Annotated in this window: 15 protein-coding genes; 11 read left to right on the top strand and 4 right to left on the bottom strand. The window is 53.5% G+C overall.

Going from position 1 to position 21,906, the window contains the following annotated elements; all coding sequences use genetic code 11:
- Positions 1–8: 8 nt before the first annotated feature.
- Positions 9–1,511, bottom strand: coding sequence for an aminopeptidase P family protein (locus ACLHIL_RS04605; RefSeq protein WP_411296779.1), 1,503 nt, complete (start codon positions 1,509–1,511; stop codon positions 9–11).
- A gap of 92 nt (positions 1,512–1,603) precedes the next feature.
- Here ACLHIL_RS04605 and ACLHIL_RS04610 point away from each other — a divergent pair, with 92 nt between their 5' ends.
- Positions 1,604–2,455, top strand: a complete 852-nt coding sequence (locus ACLHIL_RS04610) for a PHP domain-containing protein (RefSeq protein ID WP_411296780.1) — start codon at positions 1,604–1,606, stop codon at positions 2,453–2,455.
- Complete coding sequence (locus ACLHIL_RS04615) at positions 2,452–3,066, top strand: MarC family protein (RefSeq protein ID WP_411296781.1); 615 nt, start codon at positions 2,452–2,454, stop codon at positions 3,064–3,066. The genes ACLHIL_RS04610 and ACLHIL_RS04615 overlap by 4 nt, the downstream gene beginning before the upstream one ends.
- Positions 3,067–3,344: 278 nt before the next feature.
- On the opposite strand, the gene ACLHIL_RS04620 is transcribed toward ACLHIL_RS04615, so the two are convergent.
- On the bottom strand, positions 3,345–5,054 hold the full coding sequence (locus ACLHIL_RS04620; protein WP_411296830.1) for a DEAD/DEAH box helicase: 1,710 nt from the start codon (positions 5,052–5,054) through the stop codon (positions 3,345–3,347).
- Between the two features lie 42 nt (positions 5,055–5,096).
- A complete protein-coding gene (locus ACLHIL_RS04625) occupies positions 5,097–5,318 on the bottom strand; it encodes a DUF3107 domain-containing protein (RefSeq protein WP_411296782.1) in 222 nt (73 codons plus the stop codon).
- Between the two features lie 82 nt (positions 5,319–5,400).
- Between ACLHIL_RS04625 and ACLHIL_RS04630 the strand changes: the two genes are divergently transcribed.
- Together ACLHIL_RS04630 and ACLHIL_RS04635 are read left to right on the top strand one after the other, a co-directional pair.
- Complete coding sequence (locus tag ACLHIL_RS04630) at positions 5,401–8,769, top strand: PD-(D/E)XK nuclease family protein (protein ID WP_411296783.1); 3,369 nt, start codon at positions 5,401–5,403, stop codon at positions 8,767–8,769.
- Positions 8,766–12,566, top strand: coding sequence for an ATP-dependent helicase (locus ACLHIL_RS04635; protein ID WP_411296784.1), 3,801 nt, complete (start codon positions 8,766–8,768; stop codon positions 12,564–12,566). The genes ACLHIL_RS04630 and ACLHIL_RS04635 overlap by 4 nt, the downstream gene beginning before the upstream one ends.
- A 346-nt stretch (positions 12,567–12,912) precedes the next feature.
- Here the strand turns inward: ACLHIL_RS04635 and ACLHIL_RS04640 are convergent, their stop codons facing one another.
- A complete protein-coding gene (locus ACLHIL_RS04640; protein ID WP_411296785.1) occupies positions 12,913–14,046 on the bottom strand; it encodes a phosphotransferase in 1,134 nt (377 codons plus the stop codon).
- Positions 14,047–14,127: 81 nt separating this feature from the next.
- Between ACLHIL_RS04640 and prfB the strand changes: the two genes are divergently transcribed.
- The 7 genes from prfB to ACLHIL_RS04675 all read left to right on the top strand — a co-directional run bounded on the left by prfB (position 14,128) and on the right by ACLHIL_RS04675 (position 21,889).
- A complete protein-coding gene (gene prfB, locus ACLHIL_RS04645) occupies positions 14,128–15,252 on the top strand; it encodes a peptide chain release factor 2 (RefSeq protein WP_411296831.1) in 1,125 nt (374 codons plus the stop codon).
- 119 nt (positions 15,253–15,371) lie between these two features.
- A complete protein-coding gene (gene ftsE, locus ACLHIL_RS04650) occupies positions 15,372–16,064 on the top strand; it encodes a cell division ATP-binding protein FtsE (protein ID WP_411296786.1) in 693 nt (230 codons plus the stop codon).
- The gene (gene ftsX / locus ACLHIL_RS04655; protein WP_411296787.1) at positions 16,061–16,969 is read left to right on the top strand and encodes a permease-like cell division protein FtsX; all 909 of its coding nucleotides are present in this window, start codon (positions 16,061–16,063) and stop codon (positions 16,967–16,969) included. The genes ftsE and ftsX overlap by 4 nt, the downstream gene beginning before the upstream one ends.
- A 47-nt stretch (positions 16,970–17,016) precedes the next feature.
- Positions 17,017–18,366, top strand: coding sequence for a peptidoglycan DD-metalloendopeptidase family protein (locus ACLHIL_RS04660; RefSeq protein ID WP_411296788.1), 1,350 nt, complete (start codon positions 17,017–17,019; stop codon positions 18,364–18,366).
- A 269-nt stretch (positions 18,367–18,635) separates the two neighbouring features.
- Complete coding sequence (smpB, locus tag ACLHIL_RS04665) at positions 18,636–19,163, top strand: SsrA-binding protein SmpB (protein WP_411296789.1); 528 nt, start codon at positions 18,636–18,638, stop codon at positions 19,161–19,163.
- A gap of 155 nt (positions 19,164–19,318) precedes the next feature.
- Positions 19,319–20,071, top strand: coding sequence for a DUF4230 domain-containing protein (locus ACLHIL_RS04670; RefSeq protein WP_411296790.1), 753 nt, complete (start codon positions 19,319–19,321; stop codon positions 20,069–20,071).
- A gap of 780 nt (positions 20,072–20,851) precedes the next feature.
- Positions 20,852–21,889 carry an alpha/beta hydrolase gene (locus tag ACLHIL_RS04675; RefSeq protein ID WP_411296791.1) on the top strand — a complete coding sequence of 346 codons (1,038 nt, stop codon included), beginning with the start codon at positions 20,852–20,854 and terminating at the stop codon, positions 21,887–21,889.
- Positions 21,890–21,906 lie beyond the last annotated feature (17 nt).

The following is a 21,906-nucleotide window of genomic DNA, read 5'->3' on the forward strand; positions in this document are numbered from 1 at the left end:
TGCTCTCCCTAGCTCTGACGCCCCATGCAGCGTGCCATCCAGGCTTCGACATCTTCGACAGTGCGAGGGATAGATTCAGAGAGCCGGATGGCGCCATCAGGGGTGACGAGAATATCGTCCTCAATACGAACCCCGATACCGCGGAATCGTTCTGGTACTTTCAGATCGTCTTGCCGGAAGTATAGGCCAGGTTCGATAGTGAAGATCATACCGGGTTCAAGGTACGCATCTTGATAAAGTTCTCGCTTAGCTTGCGCGCAGTCGTGGACGTCGATTCCGAGGTGGTGTGAGGTCCCGTGGGGCATCCAGCGGCGGTGGTACTGCGCGCTAGGATCGAGAGATTCTGCGGCGGATACCGGCAGTAGCCCCCAGCGTTCGAGATGTGCGGCAATGACCTCCATTGCCGCGGCATGCAGATCTTTGAACTGCACACGCGGGCGGGAAGCCACCTCAAGGCAATATTCGCATGCCTCTAGAACGGCGTTGTAGACCTCTCGCTGAGTTTCATTAAAGACTCCGCTAATTGGCAATGTGCGAGTAATATCCGCAGTGTAGAGGGAATCTACTTCCGCGCCGGCGTCAATAAGGATTAATTCACCATCGCGGAGCTGCCCATCGTTCGTGATCCAGTGCAAAGTATTTGCGTGATTACCGGCAGCGGCAATCGTCTCATATCCCACTCCGTTGCCCTCTTCGCGGGCTTTGGCGAAGAACGCGCCTTCGACGACTCGTTCGCCGCGCCAGTGCTCTTTGGCGCGGGGCAAGGTGCGGATCATCTCGTCAAATCCCGACGCGGTGACGGCGATAGCCTTCTTCATTTCCTCGATTTCCCACTCGTCTTTAATGAGTCGGATTTCCGAGGCGGCTTCTGCCAGGAGCGCATCAGCTTGGCTTGCACCTTCCGTCAGCTCATTTTGGCTGCGCAATTGTGCAACAAGGGCTTCAATGCGGGCGTCAGATTGCGGCATAACTCGGATGTTGATCGCGCCGAGATCTTTGGCGAGCGCATCGGGAAGCTCCTCGATATGCGCTACTTTGATTCCAGTGGCGCGCTCCATCTCTTCGGCAGATAACCGAGCACCAACCCAAAATTCGCCGTGGCGCGAATCGGCGTAGAACTCTTCAGAAGATCGCGAAGCGCGAGGGTGGAAATAGAGCGTGGCCTCGTGGTGGGAATCATCAATCGGGTTGAGCACTAAAACAGCGCCGGGCTCATCTTCACCACCCAGACCCGTCATATGGGAAAACGCAGAATGGGCGCGGAAACGGTAATCGCAATCATTCGAACGTACCTGCAGATCTCCTGCGGGAAGAACGAGACGTTCACCGGGGAAACATGCCGAAAGTTTGGCGCGGCGTGCCGGTGTGTAATCAGCAACGGCCATTCGCTCTGGGCCGGCTGGGCGTGCCCCCCAATCCTGCCCAATGAATTCCCGAAAGACCTGACCGCGTGGGCGTTGGGTGCGGTTATGGGCTTTTTCTTCGACGCTCTGTGTCACCTGTTCACTCATGCTGCTATTATCCCACGACAGATAGCAGAGGAAGAATTCACCGTACCGCAGTTACGCTTGCCGAAATATGTTCCGCGTTTTAGCGTGAGCTTATGATCGATTTACATACTCACACCTCCTGTTCGGATGGCACGGACAGCCCCCGCGAACTCATGTATGCGGCGCGCGAGGCTGGCGTGCAGATGGTGGGTCTGACCGATCATGACACGATCAGCGGATGGGAAGAGGCCAGCAGTGCGGTTGCTGCCACGGGCGTCGCGTTAGTCCGCGGTATGGAGTTATCGACTCGTTTTATCTACCGTGAGCGCCCACTGTCAGTACACATGCTTGCCTATCTTTTCAATCCGGACGATGCCAATATGCGTCGGCATTGTGTGCGAATGCGCAATGCGCGGATAGATCGAGCAAAAGAGATGGTTGAACGTCTGGCACGCGATGTGGATATTACGTGGGAGGACGTGCAGGAGCAGGCCGGAGAACATGGCATTATTGGTCGACCGCATATTGCCGATGCGCTTATCTCCCGTGGGGTAGTCGCCTCGCGGGAGGAAGCTTTTGAGCGGCTGCTACATCCTCGGCACCCGTATTACGTCCGGCAGTATGCCCCGCAGACCTGCGAGGCGATTGAATGGATTGTGGATGCCGGTGGTCGGGCGGTTTGTGCTCATCCACTTGCCGGGCATCGGGGGCGAACAGTGCCGATGTGGGCTTTCGATCGCATGCGAGAAGCGGGACTATTTGGCGTGGAAGTTAACCATCGGGATAATCCTGAAACAGAACGTGAGCTACTGCGTAGCTATATTGAACGGCTACAGCTTTTCCCTTTTGGATCAAGTGATTACCATGGAAGCGGAAAACCGAATGTGCTCGGTGAGTATTCAACTGATCGGGCAACGGTAGATGCCCTCGCACAAGGTGCTTTTTTGGAGGTTTTACGCCCGTGAGATTTGACCCTGCGCTCTTTGCCACTGCGTTTACGACGCTGTTGGTCATTATCGACCCGCCAGGTAACGTGCCGATCTTTATTGCGTTGACGCGCTCGCAAGATAAGGCGACGCGAATTAAGGTTGCCCGTCAGTCAAATCTTATTGCGCTTATCTTGTTGCTAGTTTTCGGGTTTTTTGGCTTCTTCCTTTTTGAATGGATGGGAATTTCGGCCGAGGCGCTCCAGATTTCCGGTGGCATATTGCTCTTGCTCATTGCGCTGCAATTATTGACGGGAAAGGAACAAGATCCTGGCTCTGCCGGTGGGTCCATCCATGTGGCTGTAGTGCCGTTGGGGATGCCGTTATTAGCTGGCCCAGGGGCAATCGTCGCCTTCATGTTGTTTATGCGTGATTCGGGGCAGTGGGTAGAAAAATTAACCGTTATCGCTGCGTTGGTTGTCGTATTAGCTATTTCCTGGTTGCTAATGCGCTTCTCGGGTGCGGTAATGCGGTTCTTGGGTGAAGCTGGCGTTATGTTGTTGACGCGATTGAGTGGTATGTTGCTGGCCGCTATCGCAACCCAGCTTATAATTTCTGGCGTACTCGGCATTATTAAGTCGATGTCCTAGCCGAGGTTGAGCATTTTCGCTTAATAGTGGACGAGTAATGACGAATACCTGCAAGAATAAATACGCGCAATAGTGGGCCGGTTATTACGACCGGCCCATATATGTGCGGTTGATTCGCTACATAAGATCGCTACTGCTTGATTAATGCCACGATAGCTGGCGACAGCCTTGAGTGATGGCTGCTACTTAAGGTTGAAGCTATCTACGGCACAGGCAGCCACTATCAGAGCCGAGTATGACTCCAGATATCGGGCTGCAGATTTTTAGCTACCCGTTTGTTATTCACTTGATGTGGCCCGACGGGTGCGGGTGCGTTGGCGGGTACGTGGGGTAGAAGCACCGCGAGAAGCCGAGGGGGTGTGCGATGTGCCGGAAGCTACTGGAGCGGAATTGCGGTTGCGCTTTGCCGCAGTTGGAGCACAAGCAGATTCCTGGGGCGTTGGCGATTGGGCATGAGAGTTCTTTGCACTGTGATTATCGGCAGCCACTTGCCCTGAGTTTTCCACCCGAGCTGAGGACGTGCGCGTGCGTTTACGAGCACGTGTCGTCTTACGCGATGAGCGTGCCGTGGAACGAGACGAGGCATTAGTTGAACGGCGTCGCCCACGCGTGGAGCGGTACCCCGTCTCAGCAAAATCCTCAATTTCTTCCGCATCTAAGCCAGCGCGCGTGCGCTTAGACCGAGGCAGACGCCCACTTACGTCTGAGGGAATATCGAGATCGCTATACAGATGATCGGAGGTGTGGTACGTCTCGATTGGTTCTGGAAAACCGAGGTTCAACGCATTATTAATCACTGACCAACGCGGTAAATCTTCCCAATCAACAAAGGTAATCGCCGTGCCAGCATGACCAGCTCGACCCGTGCGACCAATGCGATGCAGATACGTCTTTTCATCTTCCGGGCACTGATAGTTAACGACGTGGGTGACGTCATCAACGTCGATACCGCGAGCGGCAACGTCAGTAGCAACCAGAACGTCAATTTTTCCTTTGCGGAATGCCCGCATCGCCTGTTCGCGTGCGCCTTGGCCAAGATCGCCATGCAATGCGCCGGTGGCAAATCCGCGGTCCTCCAATTCGGTGGCCAGCCGATCCGTCGTGCGTTTAGTGCGAGTAAATACAATAGTTAAACCGCGCTCGCGGGCCTGCAAAATACGGGCTAAAACTTCAGATTTGTTGAGCGCATGGCAGCGGTAGACCACTTGTTTGACGTCTTGAACGGTTGCGGAGTCATCGTTGGCGTCTTGCGCGCGAATATGCGTTGGGCGAGACATATAACGTCGGGCCATCGCGATGACCGGCCCTGGCATAGTAGCGGAAAACAGCATGGTGTGCCGGGTCGCCGGAGTGGCGGCAAGGATGCGTTCTACATCCTCTAAGAAGCCCAAATCCAGCATTTCATCTGCTTCGTCCAGGACGACGGTGCGAGTGTGTGACAGATCAAGCTGGCGGTGCTTCAGCAGATCAATAATGCGCCCTGGCGTTCCAACAACAATCTCCGCTCCGTTAGCGAGCTGCTTGATCTGTGGCTCGTAGGCTTTGCCCCCGTAAAGTTCCACAATGCGCACCGAGCGATGCGTACACATATCGCGCAGATCCCCAGCTACCTGTTTTGCTAACTCGCGAGTGGGGACAACGACCAGACCTTGTGGTACGCCAGGAGCACTGAGATCTTCCCAGCCGGGTTCGTTCGGGCCAATCGTCTTTTCCACCATCGGGATACCAAAACCGAGGGTTTTCCCTGTTCCGGTTTTGGCTTGACCGATAATATCAGCGCCTTTCAGAGCAACCGGAAGCGTCAGTGCCTGTATTGGGAATGGATGCGTGATGCCGTGTTCGGCTAGTGCAGTGACAACCGGCTGCGAAACTCCGAGATCTGCGAAGCTGGAGGCTCCCACCTCGCTATTATCCCCAGTAATATCTGCCGGAGGTTCATTTGCGGGGGTGATGGTGATGTGGGTGTTATCAACAATTCCAGATTGCACGTTCGTCACTTTCCGATAGGCACGATTAACCAGTAACTTATTTTAGAATCCGAATCCAACGCGGCGTTCTTCAGGCGAATTACATACCACGTATCCCAAAGAATCAGCGGGAACAATAACGACTTTACCGTCGGTGCCAGTTAAATGCAGGGGAAGGGTTGAGGTTTGCGCCTGCTCAACAGCGGCGTATAGATCCTGGGAACTCATGTCGGTGTCGAGAGATACCTGCCCGCCCGTATGGCGGAATCCGATTGTGATGTGCATATTTCTCCTTAATATTTAGCTCTCCCTATTGTACGGGTGCAGCGAGGATAAATATTAATACCTTTGCCGTATCCTGGAAGATGTGAGCGATGACGTGATTTTTGATCCTTCTCAGCAGGCAGTACTTGATCTCGTAGCGCCTGAGGTGGCATGTGTTGTGGGGGCTCCCGGAACGGGCAAAAGTTTGCTTGCCCGGGAGCTTGCGGTACGGCTGTGTAAGAGTGACCCACATGTTCGGATCGCGGTACTGACTCCAGGGCGTCGTGAAGCCGATGTAGCGCGAAATGCGATGACGGCACGCTTAGGCTATTTGCCCAACACGGTTAACGTCCAGTCCATTTCTGCTTTTGCTTTCCGCATTGTGTGTGCGTATGCGGCGCGTTTGGGTCGGAATATTCCACAATTACTCAGCGGCTCGGAACAAGATCGCATGATTCACGAGGCCTTGGAATTTTTGGCTGCAGAATATGCAGAGTATAAGGAGCGCCAAGGGGCAAAGGAAGATCCTCGGCAGGCAGAAGAGGGGCTCGAATCGATGCCTTTTTCTCCGCAGGCGATGACGTTGGATGCAGTCCGAGCAGAATTCCGAGAACTTCTTACGCGCAGTGCGGAGTTAGGGCTGGACGGGTCAGCCCTAGCCGAATTAGGGCGTCAATATGATGAGCCGATGTGGCGGTGGGGAGCGCGGCTGATTGACGTCTACGAAAAATCTCTGGCTACCCAGGCCAGCATGGGCAACCATAACCCCGATATGGTGGACCACTCCCGATTAGTCTCACGTGCGGCGGCCGCTATTGATAATTGGGATAGTGCCGATCAGGGGGCAACTGTTATTCAGCCGATAGTGCGGCCACATTGGGATTGGGTAATCATTGATGACGTACACAATGCCACACTTGCCCTGCGCACCTTACTGCGTTCTTTGCGTGAAGACGGATCAAATATTGTCGCTTTTGGCGATCCAGATTGCGCGGTTAATGGCTTCCGTGGCGGGATAGCCCAGTTGCCAGCTATTTTGACGCGCTCGCCGGCTACTGGCGGCATTGGAGCTCGCCTGATGATCTTGGAGCGGCGCTACCGCAACGCGCCAGAGATTACTGAGCTAATCATGAAGATCACCGCCGGTATTCACGTTGCGGGAGTCGGGCGTCATCGAGGCGCTGTTGGCCCTAGAGCATCTGAGGGTAATGGTACGACGGGAGATCGTGCCCAGCGCGGTGAGCTTCCCGTAGAAGAAAATGCGCAATTGGATCTAGCCCAGGGCGCGCAGCGCTCTGGAAATCCGCAAAACGCTGAAGGGTGCGTATTGCCAGAAAACAACGCCGAAAAATGCCTGAGCGTTGACGAATCTCAGAAGGCAGCTCAGGATACGAATGGCGATCTTGCACCGTTCGATGGCGTTCATAGCGCATTATTTGCCAACAGCTCGGATGAGATGTCCTATGTTGCCAATTATTTTCAACGTCTCCATGCGCACGGGGTGCCCTATTCGCAGATGGCAGTCATCGCCCGATCTAATAGTTCTTTTGCGGTTATTCAGCGGCAGTTGCGCCAGCATGGCGTGCCAGTGCGCAGCGTTGGTCTGACGGGATCGCTTTCCCAACATCCGGCCGTATTGGCTGTGGTTGAGCTGATTCGCTTAGCGCTCTGTTCGGCGCAGGAGGCACATAGCGATAGTATCCGTCGGGTACTCACTGGGCCGTTAATTGGTATTGATCCGATGGAGCTTCGGCGTTTTTTCCGCTTGCTCCATGCCATCGGGGAACAAGCCGGCACGCCATACTCGGATGAGGAATTGTGGCGGGCAATCTTGTTGGGCGATCCGATAGTCACGCAGATTGCGCAGTTAGAAAGATTCGCTCAGATATTAGAGCGGATTCGGCATGCGGCACAGCGCCGTGTCGATGCACAACAACTGTTGTGGGAAGCCTGGGATAGCGTGGGGGTAGCCGAGCAGTGGCGAGAGTGCGCTTTAGCTGGGCGTGAGGGAGCAGAAGAGGCGCACAGTAATCTTGACGCCATTATCGCGTTATTTCGGGTGGCTCAACGCCTTGTGGATCGCTATGGCGTAAATGCAGATTTCCGTCTGCTTGACGAACACGTCTTTAGTAATGACGTGCCAGAAGATTCGATTGCGCGCACTCGTGGTCAGCGTGATGAGGTCAGCCTCGTTACTCCGTCGTCAGCTATCGGCAAACAATGGGATTATGTTGCGGTTGTTGGCATTGCTGAGGGGCAATGGCCCAATATGCGATTGCGCAATGTCATGACCCACGTGCCGCAACTGGTCAATATCGTGGTGGGTCATGCGCTATCTGGTTCGGCAGGGGAGGCGCAACAGTATCTGCGTGATGTATTAGATGACGAATTGCGGATGTTACTGCAGGCAGTTAGTCGGGCACGACGCGGAATAATGCTGACGAGTGAGGATAGCCCGCAGGCGCAGGCTTCGCGCTTCTTTACTGAGTTTTTCCCAGATGCCCAGCGTATTGGTTCTTTCCACACGAGCTACAGCTTGATGGGTTTGCTAGGGGAATTACACCGCGCTACCCGATGTGCAGATGAACAGATGGCGCAGGAAGCTACTGCTATCGCTCAACGACTTGCCGATGATGGCATCTGGCAGGCAGATCCGAGTAGATGGGTAGATCGGTGGCAATGGACGAGCCAGGCGCACGATGACACTACTGTTATGTCGGTTTCGCCGTCTCGGTTAGCGGATATTCGGCAATGCCCGTTAAAAGCGTTCTTCGATCAGGCCGGAATGCGCCAGCAAGGGCAGCGATTACATATCGAGATCGGAAAGATTCTCCACGTATTAGCGGAAGAATATGCGCAGGGTACCGACGAATCCTACGCGCAGCGTGCGCGTGAGCTGCTTGATACCTTGCCGCGCAGTACCAATATCGGTGAGATTGCCAAACTCCGTGATGTGGAAAAGATGGTCGATCATCTCAAGGAATACCTGGACGCACAGGCTGAACATGTGGATCGGGTTAGTGTGGAGCAGCCAGCTCGTTACGACATGAATACGGCGGCTGGTCCAGTCCGACTTTCTGGTCGGCTCGATCGCATTGAGTATTGCGATAATGACGTAAATATTGTCGATTTTAAGACGGGCAGATCACCGCGGGACTCACGAGATCCGCAACGGAATATGCAGTTGCGCAGCTACCAATTCTTCGCTTACGTCGGTGCTATTGCGCACGCAGCGAAAGGCATGCAAGCTAGTGCAGAGCTTGTCAATGTCAATACCTCGCATACTAAAGGCAAAAAGGCGCGAATTGAGTCTTTCTCGAAATCTGACGCCGAGCAGATGGTTACTGCATGCGAATTCGTCCGTCGTGAATTTTCTGCACAGAGTATCTCTGCCCGAGCTAGCGATGAGTGCTCGCGATGCCCATTTGCTCATGTATGCCCATCGGTTGGCAATGGAAGGCTTTTCTCATGACGAGCTATGAAGAATTTGTGGGTTTGTTGGCTAATGAACCGACGCACGAGCAGCGTGAAGTCATCACCTGCCAAGATCCGGCGATTGCGGTTATCGCTGGGGCAGGTTCTGGGAAGACAGCGACGATGGCTCAACGGATCACCTGGCATATTGTTGCGGGAAATGTGCGCCCAGACCAGGCCTTAGGTTTGACGTTCACGCGAACTGCCGCAGCCGAACTAGCTCAACGGGTCGAGCAGACGTTGCATAAGGCGATACGTGCGGGGCTATATCGCCCGGCAGATGAACAGGCGGATAGCGCCTACCGTATCCATAGCCGACTGCAACGCCCACATGTGGCAACCTATCATTCCTTTGCTGCTGATATCGTCGCGACCTATGGCCTCCTGATTGGGGTTACGCCCGATACTCGGGTGATAACCGATGGCGAACGTTGGCAGATCATGGAGCGCATCGTTTCGCAATATGCCCAAGATCCAGCTTTCGTTGATGCGTGCATTGGTTCTTCGATGTCAAAGCTCGTCGATACGGCGTTATCACTGGCAGAAAGCATGAACGATCACGATTGTAGTTGTGCTCAGTTGCAGCAATTTTGCCAGGATTCTGTTGACGTCATTACTTCGATTAAAGGGGCGAGATTAAATAACGACGTTCGTCATTATGCTGGTATTGAAGCCAAAGAAGCCACCGATATGAACCGCGCATTATCCGGGGCGCTAGAGGCAATGAAATTGCGAATTGCCCTTATCCCCGTCATTGCCGCCTATCGGGATTATTGCCAGCAGCACTCGCTTATGGAATTCAGCGATCAAGTTCGACTTGCTCGCCAGATTATCAGTGATATCCCGAGCGTTGGGCGCGATCTTTCTGAACAATATCGTCTTGTATTGCTTGACGAATATCAGGACACATCGGTTAATCAGGCGATGCTCATAGAGGCGATGTTTCGTGATTCGTGGTCGGTATGTGCGGTTGGTGATCCGAACCAGTCGCTGTACTCGTGGCGGGGTGCGTCAGCTAATGGGTTGAGTGACTTTATGCGTCGGTTCAAGGTGCAGAAGAATCTCAGCTTGTCTGTCGCTTTCCGTAACGATCAGCAGATTTTACATGCAGCGAATGCCTTAACCTCGGGTAAATGCGAGTATCCCGATATTGAGGTGAAAGAATTACGCAAACTTGATCTCGAAAAAGACGCTCTGGCGTCGGCGAGATGTTCTGAGCCTGAGGAGGCGATGGCGGGGCAGACCGCTGCTTATGCAGGAAGAGTGTTGCAATCACATCCTTCCTCGCTGCAAACAGATCCCTCCTGTGAAGACTCTCTATCACCAGCCACCCTAGCTCCACCTTCACCTGTACCAGGTGACGTCGTCTTTCTACACCGCATGACCTCTCATGATCTGCGGGTAGCTTTAGCGCGGCGCCTGGCGGCAGATCTGGAACCAGATGTGAACGGGTCAACTCCGAGCGCGGCGGTATTGTGCCGTGGATGGAAAGAGATTAAAGCGGTCAGCCAAATCTTTGACGAATGGCGTATCCCCTATGAGGTCATCGGCGGTCAGCCGCTGATTGAACGGGCAGAGGTGAAACTTGTCCGTCATGCCTTGACCCTGATTGCATATCCAGAACGCAATGAGGCAGTGCTGAGCCTGTTTAATTTTTACGGGATTGGCGCTCAAGATCTCATGGCGTTCTCGCGTTACCTATCGTCGATTGCGGCACAGGATAAAAATTCTTCTCGAACTGAATACGAATATCTGTGCGTGGTGGAGGGGCTTGAGGCCTTGAGTGAGGCTTCGCAGACTCCGTCGGGGATATCAGAAATAGGACTGCAACGGTTTGGAGACATCGCTCATCTGCTTGCTGATATTCGCCAGCAGCGCTTCCGCGCTTTGCCGGAGCTCATCAATGGGGTTATTGATCGGCTTAATCTGCGGTTGTACGCCCAAGCGCGCCCGTATGGCGGTCGAAAGATTGACGCGGTGTTAAGCCAATTCGTGGAATTTGGGGCAAGCTACGCGGCTGGGCATCCGGGTGCGACCATTCGAGAGTTCGTTGATTGGCTCGACGCGCTTGATGAACATGAGGAAGTGAAAGAGTTAACCTCCGATGATGTGGATGAAGAGGATTGTGAGCGGAACGGAGTCGTTCAAATAGCAACGGTTCATGCTGCGAAAGGTCTGGAGTGGGACATCGTTGCGGTAATGAATATGGGGCCGACGGATAAGATCGACGAAAAGCGTGATGACGATAAGCGGGATTCGTGCTGGCTGACGAGCGCTAAAGAGCTGCCATACCCGCTTCGTATGGATGCTCGCTATCTGCCAGCATTTTCTTTTGGTAAGCCAACCTCTATTGCTAAAGCAGATTTACCTCAGCGCAAAGCCGAGGTCCTTGCTGAAATGAAAGATCTGATAACAGGAGGTCTGCGTCGGCATAGGAATGCGGAGGAACGCCGTATCGCCTATGTTGCCCTCACTCGGGCACGCCACAAGGTGTATATCTGCTCTGCGCAATTTAATAGTGGTGCAATTCAGGATATGGATGCTCCGACGATTCATTCCTTGAGTGCGCATAGGGCAGTGGATTCGCCGGATAATATCGAGCCGGATTTATCCCAGCAAGATGCTACCGATCAGGCTGCAGTAGCTCAGATTACCGCAGGTTGGGGCCGAAGCGCTGAGGATCATCCCAATGCAGATTCCGCAGTGCAGGCGCGCGAGTCGGTTTTGCTCAACCCACAGCAGCCAACGGGGCACGAGCCGGAGGGGAATCAATCGGAAGGGAATCAACCGGAAGGGAATCAACCGGAAGGGAATCGCCCGCCTGAGAGGGAAACTAATTACCGCGAAAATGCCTTCGTTCGCGATATGTCAGCTCATTTAACTGCCGATCCAGAAAATGAGCCTTACTTATCGCAGGAGGATATTGCTGATATTAAAAAGGCTGCTGCTGACTATCGCAATGAGGGTTCAGGATTTGACGATGACGGGAGTATGCGCTGGCCGATTGATGTGCAACGCCAGGTGAGTACGGCTCGTGATCCGTGGCAGGTAGCCTCGCCACAAGAACGTATGGAGCATATCGAACGGTGGCGAATACAGGCGGATATTTTAGCGGCAGAACATCAGCGTGGGCATGGAAAACAGCCACAGGTTCGCGATTACTTTACCGCTTCGGGTTTGGTGAAGCTGGCACATGATCCGGTGCAGTTTGCCAGGGATGAGCGCCGCCCGATTCCGGTGCCACCCTCACGTGCTGCCCGTATTGGAACTGATGTTCATGAACGTATCGCTCACTGGTATCAGCGCCCGTTAGCGCTCGATATTGATGACGATGCTCAATATCTTGACGCGGATTATGGGGATGAGGAAGAGCTGACGCAGGCGCGTGCGCAGGAGTTGTTTGCGCGTTTTGAAGCCGCTCCGTTTGCCCACTGCGAGCCGATTGCGGTCGAGGAACAATGCGAGGTGGAGCTTGATGGGATTCCGGTGCGCTGCGTCATTGATGCGGTGTTGGATACCTCTGCGCTTGCGGATTATCCCGATGTGATGATTGTCGATTGGAAGACTGGCCACCGCCCGTCGGTTTCGGATATTGCTGCCCGAGAGTGGCAATTAGCCTTGTATCGCCTGGCATGGTCGGCTTCGCAACATATCCCAGTAGAGCAAATTGGTGCGTGTTTCTATTATTTAGGTGAATCTGATCCACAACGACGAGAGCTGAGCGCAGGGCAGGTGACGAAAGCAGAGCTGGTCGATACCTTGAGAGAGTATTTGCGGGCCGGTGGATTGGCGTGAGGGGCCGTTTGGATTGGGGAGGGATCGTTACGCCTGACCCATACTAGCTCGAGCATGTGACTGCCTATTAGCCCGAGAGTAAATACGCGGGTAAATAGGTAGGGGGCATTGCTCAGCACGTCAGTATCGGGCTGCTGAAGAATTATTCTGCCTTAGCGGATGCTGCCTACCAGATACGGCAGACGCGCAGTAGTACCGCCTGCAGCCATTATCTGAGCTGCCTTCCTAAGAAAGGAAAATCCACGTCAGAGCCGAGCACGAGCGAGCCGTGCGTCGAGAAAGCAGAAATACAGAACCCCTGGGTAGCCTAGAATCTGCGCCTCCACGAGCCGAGAAACTAAGTTTCTTAGGAAGCGGGGTGCTCCTCCTCGTCATTGCGGTACGTATAGTCCGAATTCTCACCATATGAGCCAGAAGCAAAGTCTGCTTCCGTGGCGAAGCCCGCATTAGAGGCAAAGCCAGTATCCGAAACAAAACCCGTATCAGACGTGAAACCAGCATCTTCGGCATATCCCATATTGGTATGCGGATCAATACTGGAAACAGACCAGGTTGGCCCCGGAGCGAGCTCGGGATCGGCTTCCACATCGGCGGCCAGATCGTTCATCATATTCACGGCGTCGTCAATAATGTCAGGATCAGAACGGCGTACACCGAACATGAGCCATTTCGCTAATGCCAGCTCAGAGAGCAAGACGGCGCGGTTAAAGAAATTCTCGTCCAGGTTTCGATCCAAGGCGTTCGTATAGGAAGAGATCACCGCATCGAAGAGCGTTTCGTCCATGCCGGAAATGAGCGCGGCAAAATCTGAGGCAGGATCGCCGACGTGTGCGCTACCGAAACCGAGGACGCACGAGATACTGCCGTCGGACCATGTGAATTGATCCGAACCAATATCGCCATGAACGACGCACGGCTCAAAATCCCACATATCCGTGACTTCGAGGGCATTCTCCCAACGCCGACGCAACACGCCCGGAATGGCGGCGCTAGCTGCGGCATCATGTAGTTCAGAAAGGAGCCGGCGTCGGCATGTTTGTGCGTCATAGCTCGGCAGTCCGGCATTTTCCACAATGGAGTGGGGCAGACGATGGATGGCAGCCAAGGCACGCCCCAGCTCACCTGCACCGGCTAAATCAAGGACGTCAAATTCAGTTTGCCGCCCTAACGGCTCCATATAGACGACGGCGCGGCCATGCTTTGCCTGAGCGAAACCTGAGGGGCGCATGACATCAAAAGGCAAGTGACCATCTCGTAGCGCATTGAGCAAATAGGGCGCGACGGAGGCTTCCGCTTCGATCATCGTCGCAGCAATGGCATGCAGCGGATATTTCACAATCCACGGGCGACCGCGGTCGTCAATCACTGTGCCGTATTGGAAATCCGCAGTCCGAGTGTACGGGCCGCGCACCCCAACGGCGTTCAGCCCGTCTATTGCCGTGACGGCCAATGCAGCAAGTTTGAAGGGAGTATTGTCCACCCCTTTACCGTAGCGGTCCGTGGCGGACGTGGCATAACGTACACGCCTTAACCTATGGGGAATACCGTAGAATATCGAACCGTGGCTATTGATTATCAGGAAGAACTGGAGCAGATTCGTCGCAGCTTCAACCAGATTGAAGCAGTAAGTGACGTTCCTGGCTTGCAAGCAACCATTGACGAACTGACGCAGCAGTCAGCCGCGCCGGATCTATGGGATGATCCGCAAGCCGCTCAAGCGGTTACCTCGAAGCTATCTCATGCCCAAGCTGAGCTAGAGCGGGTGCGCAAGATGGCTGAACGAGTGTCTGATGTTGAGACGCTATATGAGATGGCGCGCGAAGAATCTGAAACGGATGCGGCTTCAGGTGCGGAACTATTCGCTGAGCTTGACGCCGAAATGGCGAAGATTGCCACGGATTTATCGGATCTAGAGATTCGCACCTTGCTCAACGGGGAATATGACGAGCGAGCTGCTGTGGTGACGATCCGTTCCGGCGCGGGCGGGGTGGATGCTGCCGATTTTGCACAGATGTTGCAGCGGATGTATTTGCGATGGGCAGAGCGTCATGGGTATCCGACGAAGGTTATGGATACGTCCTATGCGGAAGAGGCAGGGATTAAATCGACAACCTTTGAGGTTTCAGCTCCGTATGCCTACGGCACACTCTCCGTTGAAGCGGGAACGCATCGTCTGGTTCGTATCTCCCCATTTGATAATCAGGGGCGCCGGCAGACCTCCTTTGCGGCAGTGGAGGTTATCCCGTTGATCGAAACGACCGACAGCATTGAGATCCCAGAAACAGAACTGAGAATTGATGTTTTTCGTTCTTCCGGGCCTGGTGGTCAGTCAGTGAATACCACGGATTCTGCTGTGCGAATGACGCATATCCCCACGGGGATTGTCGTCTCGATGCAAGATGAGAAGTCGCAGATTCAAAATCGAGCAGCGGCCCTGCGAGTATTGCAATCAAAGCTATTACAACGGCGCCACGAAGAAGAGCAGGCAAAGAAGCGGGAATTGGCCGGTGACGTCAAAGCCTCGTGGGGAGATCAGATGCGTTCATACGTATTACATCCCTATCAGATGGTGAAAGACTTGCGCACGAGCTGCGAGGTCGGCAATACGGATTCCGTATTTGATGGGGATCTTGACGCCTTTATTGACGCTGGTATTCGCTGGCGGCACAGCGCAAAATCGGATTAATCGAAAGAGCTTCTCGCCCTTTTGAGGTGATCTATTACGCATGACGGCGCGCCTCTCCGTCTGCGCGGATTCGCCCTCTATGCTAATCGGGACTAGGTTTCCGACGAACTGGCATATCTATGATCACATTTGATAACGTCACAAAGATTTACGCCCGAGGGGCTGCGCCAGCACTTGACGGCGTGAGCGTCAATATCGACCGAGGAGAATTCGTCTTTTTGGTTGGCGCATCTGGATCGGGGAAGTCCACCATGCTGGCTTTGGTGCTAGCTGAGGAACGCCCGACCTCTGGAAAAGTTCACGTCCTCGGTAAAGATCTATCTGGGGTTTCCACTCGGCGGGTGCCATTTTTGCGTCGGCAGATCGGCACAGTGTTTCAAGATTTCCGCCTCCTTTCTGATAAGAACGTCTTTGACAATGTGGCCTTGGCGATGCAGGTCATCGGTAAGCCACGTCATGCCATTATGAAAGAGGTTCCGCAGGTTTTGGAGCTTGTGGGCTTAGACGGAAAAGAGAAGCGCCGGATGCATGAGCTATCTGGCGGTGAGAAGCAACGGGTGGCGATTGCTCGTGCGATGGTCAACCGCCCAGAGTTGCTCCTCGCGGATGAACCGACGGGAAATCTGGATCATAAGACTGCCTTAGGCATTATGCGCCTACTGGATCGGATTAATCGTCAGGGGACGACCGTTGTCATGGCCACCCACGATCAAGCAATCGTCAACCAGTTGCGCAAGCGCGTTATTGAGTTAGTTGATGGCAATGTGGTTCGCGACCAGGACCGAGGCGTATATGGAGGGAGCCAAGCATGAGATTACGTTTCATCTTCTCCCAGGTTATTAAAGGGCTGCGAGCAAACCTGGCCTTGTCGGCTTCGGTGACGCTGGTTACTTTCGTTTCGTTATTGTTTGTTGGGGCAGCGGTGCTGTTGCAAACCCAGATTGAAAACGCCAAGAACGATTGGTATGACCGGGTTGAAGTATCCGTCTTTATGTGTGCCCCCGAACAGAACACTGCGCAATGCGCCGCAGGGGAAGCGAGCAAAGCTCAGATTGACGATCTGGCGGCCTACATTAAATCTCCGCAGCTTGCCCCGTATGTCGAGGACGTATTCTTCGAGACGAAGCAAGAAGCCTACGAGTCATTCCGCCAATATCTTGCCGATAGCGCCTGGGTTGATACCGTAGACCCTGATCTCATGCAGGCCTCATTCCGCATTAAACTTGTCGATCCCTCACAATACGACGTAGTGCGCGAATCCTTAGAGGGGCGCCCTGGTGTGGATACCGTCATTGACCAGCGCGAACAGCTTGAACCCCTGTTCAAGATGCTCAATCGTCTGACGCTAATCGCTGGCGTATTAGCGGGAATTATGATCCTGACGGCCCTGCTACTTATTCCGGCAACAATCCGTCTTTCAGCGATGTTCCGACGCAACGAAACCGAAATTATGAGGTACGTCGGAGCTTCGAACGCCTTTATTCAAGCGCCCTTTATCTTGGAAGGCATGTTTGCTTCTCTGATCGGTGCGCTATTGGCAATTGGGACGCTCTGGGTGGGCGTACAGCATTTCATCCATAACTGGTTTGCGGATTCTTGGCTGCGTATCATCACTGGATCGAATGTGTTGCTGCTCGCGCCCTGGTTGCTCGTCGGTTCGCTCGTTATCTCGATGTTGGCCTCGTATTTGGCTCTCCGTCGATACACCAGGGTCTAGTACCGAATTCGGATCACAACTCACGATAAGGCTTGAAGGAAACGCTCATGGCAATTCGTCGTTCACATCATCGACGCTTCGCCGCCGTAGCAGTGGTTGGCGCGTTAAGCTGCGGGGTAGCGGCCAGTCTTCCGGCCTATGCTGATGAGCGATCTGATCTTGTTGAACTGCAAGGGCAGCAGGAAGCCACGCAGGAACGTCTGCAGTCTCAGTTGGAGGGGATTGACGTTAATCTGCAGCAGACCTACCTGCAACTTGAACAGACTAAGTCAGCCATCCCGATTGCCGAGGTCGCTGTTCAGCAGGCAGAAAATGAGTTATCTGCGGCGGTGCGCCAAGCTGAAGCAAATGCGGCCTTGCTCAATTCCGCTCAAACAGAGTTGGCGAGTATTGACGCGGAGATTGTTTCCTCAGAGGGCAGTGCGCAAGATACCCGACGTTCGTTAGCGGAACTGGCACGGGCGACGTATCGCGGGGAGATGATGCCCTCAACCCTTGAGGTGCTGTTTGGTTCGAGTACTGCAGAGGATTTTGCGAATGCATATCGGGCGCAATCAGTAATTTCGCGATCCCAGACGCTATCACTGACGCAGTATCAGCAACGGGCTGCACAGGCGAAGAATCGGCAAGCTCGTCAAGAGGCCGTGCGAGCACAGATTGAGGATCTTAAGGCACAGTCAGATCAACTGGTTAAGGTCCAAAAAGAAAAGAAGGACGTCGCAGATTCAAAACGCGCAGAGCTCGCTGCGTTAGAGGCGAGTTTGGATAATCAGTCCAAACAATTCCAAGCCCAGAAGGCTAACTATCAGCAGTCTTTGGCGGAAGTGAGCGCGGCTCGGGACGCCACGGCAGCTCGGATCGCCCAAATTGATGAAGAGAACCGGCGTGCGGCTGCTGCGGCGGCTGCCGCAGCTCAGGCGCAGTCCCAAGCTCATAGCTCTGGATCTGCTGGGGTGAATACGAGTGGCTCGTGGATTATCCCGCCGATTCCTAACCCGCTGTACGTCACGTCACCTTTCGGCATGCGGGTCTATCCTTTTGATGGTCAGATCTGGATGCATCAAGGTGTTGATTTGCGTTCTCCGTGTGGTCAGGCTCAGGTGGCGGCTGCGGATGGCGTGGTTTCTGCGGTTATTCCGGCTGCTGGCAATTCGACGCACGGCAATCAGGTGTATATCAACCACGGGATTGTTAACGGCTCGTCGTGGGTTACCGTATCGAACCACATGTCTGGTTTTAATGTTGTTCCTGGTCAATCCGTTCGCCAGGGGGATGTTATCGGATGGACGGGTGCAACGGGAATGGTTACTGGCTGCCACGTTCATTTTGAGGTGTGGCGTGACGGGCAGGTACTTGATCCAATGACGCTGAGTTCGTTCGTGGAGACCTATAACTAAACTAATAGCTACTAATTAGTAGCTATTTGGGCAAAGTATTTGTGTGCCAAGGTGAAGTCGTCTCCAGTTATCCGGTGATGTCAATATATGTTTAAGGAATTTGCTAGGGTAACGCTGATAGCAACGAATCATACGGAGAAGATCGCGGTTTAGTGGGGCTTCTTAACAGGTACGGCCTGTGCGTATGGCATAATTTCCAGAGCTGCTCGCGGCGAGCAGGTTGTACAAAGTAGATATTAGTGTGAAGATGACGTGATGGGAGGTTGACGATGGCTCAGACAACAAAGCCGAAAAAGATGACAGCAGCGCAAAAAGCAAAGGCTGAAGCTGATGCCAAGCACGTCATTGCGCGCAATAAAAAGGCACGTCACGACTATGCGATTGATAAAACCTACGAGGCAGGCCTGGTATTAGCAGGAACTGAAGTCAAAGCCCTACGGATGGGGCGTGCCTCCTTGGCGGAAGCCTGGATTGATATTGACCGACGTGGGGAAGCCTGGTTACTCGGAGCAAATATTCCGGTGTATGCAACGGGTGGGTGGACTAATCATGCGCCAGCCCAGAAGCGTAAATTACTACTGCATGAATATGAATTGCGTGATCTGGCGCGGCGTTCTCGGGAAAAGGGGTTCACGATCGTCCCCTTAGAGCTGTATTTCATCCGCGGGCGCGCGAAAGTTGAGATTGCGTTGGCCCGTGGCAAGCAAGAGTGGGATAAGCGTGAAACGTTGCGCCGCAAGCAAGATGCTCGGGAAGCCGAACGGGCTATGGCCCAGGCGCGTCGCCGTCAACGCTAACAAGCCGCTATGAGTATTCGATTCACTTTTTCATTGCCCATGTGTGAGATACTCGCACATCAATAAGAGCGTTGCCGATTTTCATAATGACCGGCGATGCCAGCACGATAATGGCTGTTTAGCGCCGTATACCGTCAGCATAAAGGAATATACAGATGCCACTGTTCACATATCGTTCTATGCGCGATGAGGAGCGTTTATCGCGTGAGGAATCAGAGCAGGAACCAGACCAGAAGGAACGTCGGCGCCCACGTCGCCGGCTACTGCGATCATTCCGATGGGGAGTTATTGGGACGACGGCAGCGCTCCTGGGAGCTTTCGTCTGTGTAGTATTGGCAATCTCCGGAATCTCAATAAAGATTTTCTCGCATCCAGAACCAGAGATCACTGGGCAAACGATCAAGAACTCTTTTGAAGATCTTGCTGAACTCGCGGTTGAGGAATACCGCTTTACTGGGGTCGGAAAGTTCTCTGATGAAGGTCGTCAGATCCTTGGGTGGAGTGTGCCTTTTACCGGAAAATCATTTTTGGTTACTTATTCCGGCACGATAAAGGCAGGAATAAGTGATATTGAGAAAATTGATGTGGATATTGACGATGGTGCGCGCAAGGTCGTTCTGGTGGTGCCTGAGCCACAGGTACTGTCAAGCGCGATTGATCCTGCGTCAATTGAACAGTATGACCAGACTTTCAATCCAATTAACCAATTTTCTGTCTCGGATATTACTGATTTTCTCAATACGGAAACTAAACGGGCTACTTCTGAGGCGCTTGCTGGCGGTTTGCTTGAGCGAGCACAGAAACGGTCAGAGGAGCTGTTGAGTATTCAGGCGAAATCCATGCTAGCTGGGACGCAAGCGGCAGATTATCAGATTGAGGTGCGCTGGAATACGACGCCGAAAAAGTAACGTGGTATCAACAGATAGGCTGTGAGATATGTACCGCCTGAATTCTGGGGCGTATGGATTCCATAGCGCGCATAGCTCGTAGCGCATGCTGGTAGATTTGCGCGTTGCTCACTCGCGTGCCGGTATCGCGAAGAATCGCTATCTGGATAAGTACAGTATGAGCATAGGGCTGTGTTGCCGGATTCAGATTCTTAAGGGCATGACGTAAACCCTTGTATGCGCCTGCACGCTTGGCGTGTTACCTGTATCAGTTTCATTTTCTGTGCATCTCGCAAAGGCAGATAACGTAGGAGAAAAGCTAGATCGCCCTGCGCGTAACCGCGCGGCAGAGCTCCGATTGGATACAGCGGTGACGGAGAAAAGATCTGTAAATTAACCGACTGCCTTGTGAGGTTCTCAATAGGCACAAATGCTAAGCGACACGCCGTTTTCCGGATTTTCCCGCAGATGGATTAGTGCGGAGCGGTAGCAAGAAAGTGGCGTAAACAAATGATTGGCCCAGGCTTGTGGGTGAATCTGCCGTTGAGATGCGTCTTTCCCTCCGGCTGAAGGTGGATACCAGGGCGCAAAACTCGCGGTATATATGGATCTGAGATATTTTCATCGTTGAGACTGCACTAGCGTTGTAATGATTATCGAAAGCGAGAGCAAGGGATGCCGAACTGGTTACAGCCCGTAGGGTGGGGTCCTCTGTGTTTTACGCTGTGTGCGTTTGTGGCGGCATTTGTATGGTCTATTTTTTCTGTGCCTAAAGCAGGCACCCAGGTACGTCCGTGGCGAATGAGGCTGCGGCAAGCGTTAATGATTGTGGTGAATGTTGTGCTAGCACTCTCTCTAGTGGCTGTTGTTCTTAATCGGATGAACGAATGGTATCCGACCTGGTCAAGTTTTCATCCAACGATTCACGTCTCAGAAGAAAAGGACGTCGGTCAACCGCTACCGGCAGTGCAAGCTAATGCGTGGGTGACGAGAAAAGCTTCGGATCTGCAGGCACATCCGGAGAAGAATCCGGCTTTTGCTGGGCACTCCTGGTCAAAATCCGCAGAGGGAGATTATCTGACGGTTGAGGTCCCCGGATCGGGAGTGGGGGATAAAACGACTAAGACGCTCCTGTGGCTGCCCCCGAGCTATCTCAGCAATCCAGATCGGTTCTATCCCGTTCTGGTTGCCTTTCCTGGCACGCCGGGAACTCCGTCGGCATATAGGAAAAAGATGGACATCGGGCAGATGGTGGAACTTGCCAGCCAGCGTAAGGAAATGCGCGAAGCAATTGTCGTCTCGCCGGATGTGTTTCCGCGAAATTATGATACGGAATGTCTCGATAGCACCGACGGTAAAATCACTGTCGATTCCTACATAACTTCGCCGTGGCGAAACTGGCTGATGAAGAATCTACGGATTGTGCCGGATCGTCAGGCGTGGGCCGCTATCGGATACTCTGCAGGCGGATGGTGTGCGGCGATGGTGAGCATGAAACATCCAGATATCTATGCCTATGGAATCAATATGTCGGGCTATTTTTGGCCAACATATCTCGGCAAGCCGCTACGCCCAGAAGAAGATCGGGTTTACGATCTGCCGACGATTGCCCAGGAGCAAGCGCCTGATTCTCATTTGTGGTTTATTGCTGCGAAGAACGATACCGTCCCCATAGAGCATTGGGAGAAATTTGTTGATAAGGTTCATGCGCCAACGTCCTTGCATACGGTGCTAACGGATAATGGTGGGCATGCCTGGCCGGTATGGCGTGCGGGAACTCCGCGAGCTTTCGCGTGGCTGGGGCGCATTTCTCCCGAGTTTGCCTGGCAGGCTGCCTAACTACGCAGAAAGTGAAC

It is taken from the genome of Trueperella sp. LYQ143 (assembly GCF_046599595.1).
GTDB lineage: Bacteria > Actinomycetota > Actinomycetes > Actinomycetales > Actinomycetaceae > Trueperella.

What these genes read in the sequence shown, in the direction of transcription:
- ACLHIL_RS04605 (WP_411296779.1), bottom strand. Translation starts at nt 1,511, where the DNA reads ATGAGTGAACAGGTGACACAGAGCGTCGAAGAAAAAGCCCATAACCGC.
- ACLHIL_RS04610 (WP_411296780.1), top strand. Translation starts at nt 1,604, where the DNA reads ATGATCGATTTACATACTCACACCTCCTGTTCGGATGGCACGGACAGC.
- ACLHIL_RS04625 (WP_411296782.1), bottom strand. Translation starts at nt 5,318, where the DNA reads ATGCACATCACAATCGGATTCCGCCATACGGGCGGGCAGGTATCTCTC.
- ACLHIL_RS04635 (WP_411296784.1), top strand. Translation starts at nt 8,766, where the DNA reads ATGACGAGCTATGAAGAATTTGTGGGTTTGTTGGCTAATGAACCGACG.
- ftsE (WP_411296786.1), top strand. Translation starts at nt 15,372, where the DNA reads ATGATCACATTTGATAACGTCACAAAGATTTACGCCCGAGGGGCTGCG.
- ftsX (WP_411296787.1), top strand. Translation starts at nt 16,061, where the DNA reads ATGAGATTACGTTTCATCTTCTCCCAGGTTATTAAAGGGCTGCGAGCA.
- ACLHIL_RS04660 (WP_411296788.1), top strand. Translation starts at nt 17,017, where the DNA reads ATGGCAATTCGTCGTTCACATCATCGACGCTTCGCCGCCGTAGCAGTG.
- smpB (WP_411296789.1), top strand. Translation starts at nt 18,636, where the DNA reads ATGGCTCAGACAACAAAGCCGAAAAAGATGACAGCAGCGCAAAAAGCA.
- ACLHIL_RS04670 (WP_411296790.1), top strand. Translation starts at nt 19,319, where the DNA reads ATGCCACTGTTCACATATCGTTCTATGCGCGATGAGGAGCGTTTATCG.
- ACLHIL_RS04675 (WP_411296791.1), top strand. Translation starts at nt 20,852, where the DNA reads ATGAGGCTGCGGCAAGCGTTAATGATTGTGGTGAATGTTGTGCTAGCA.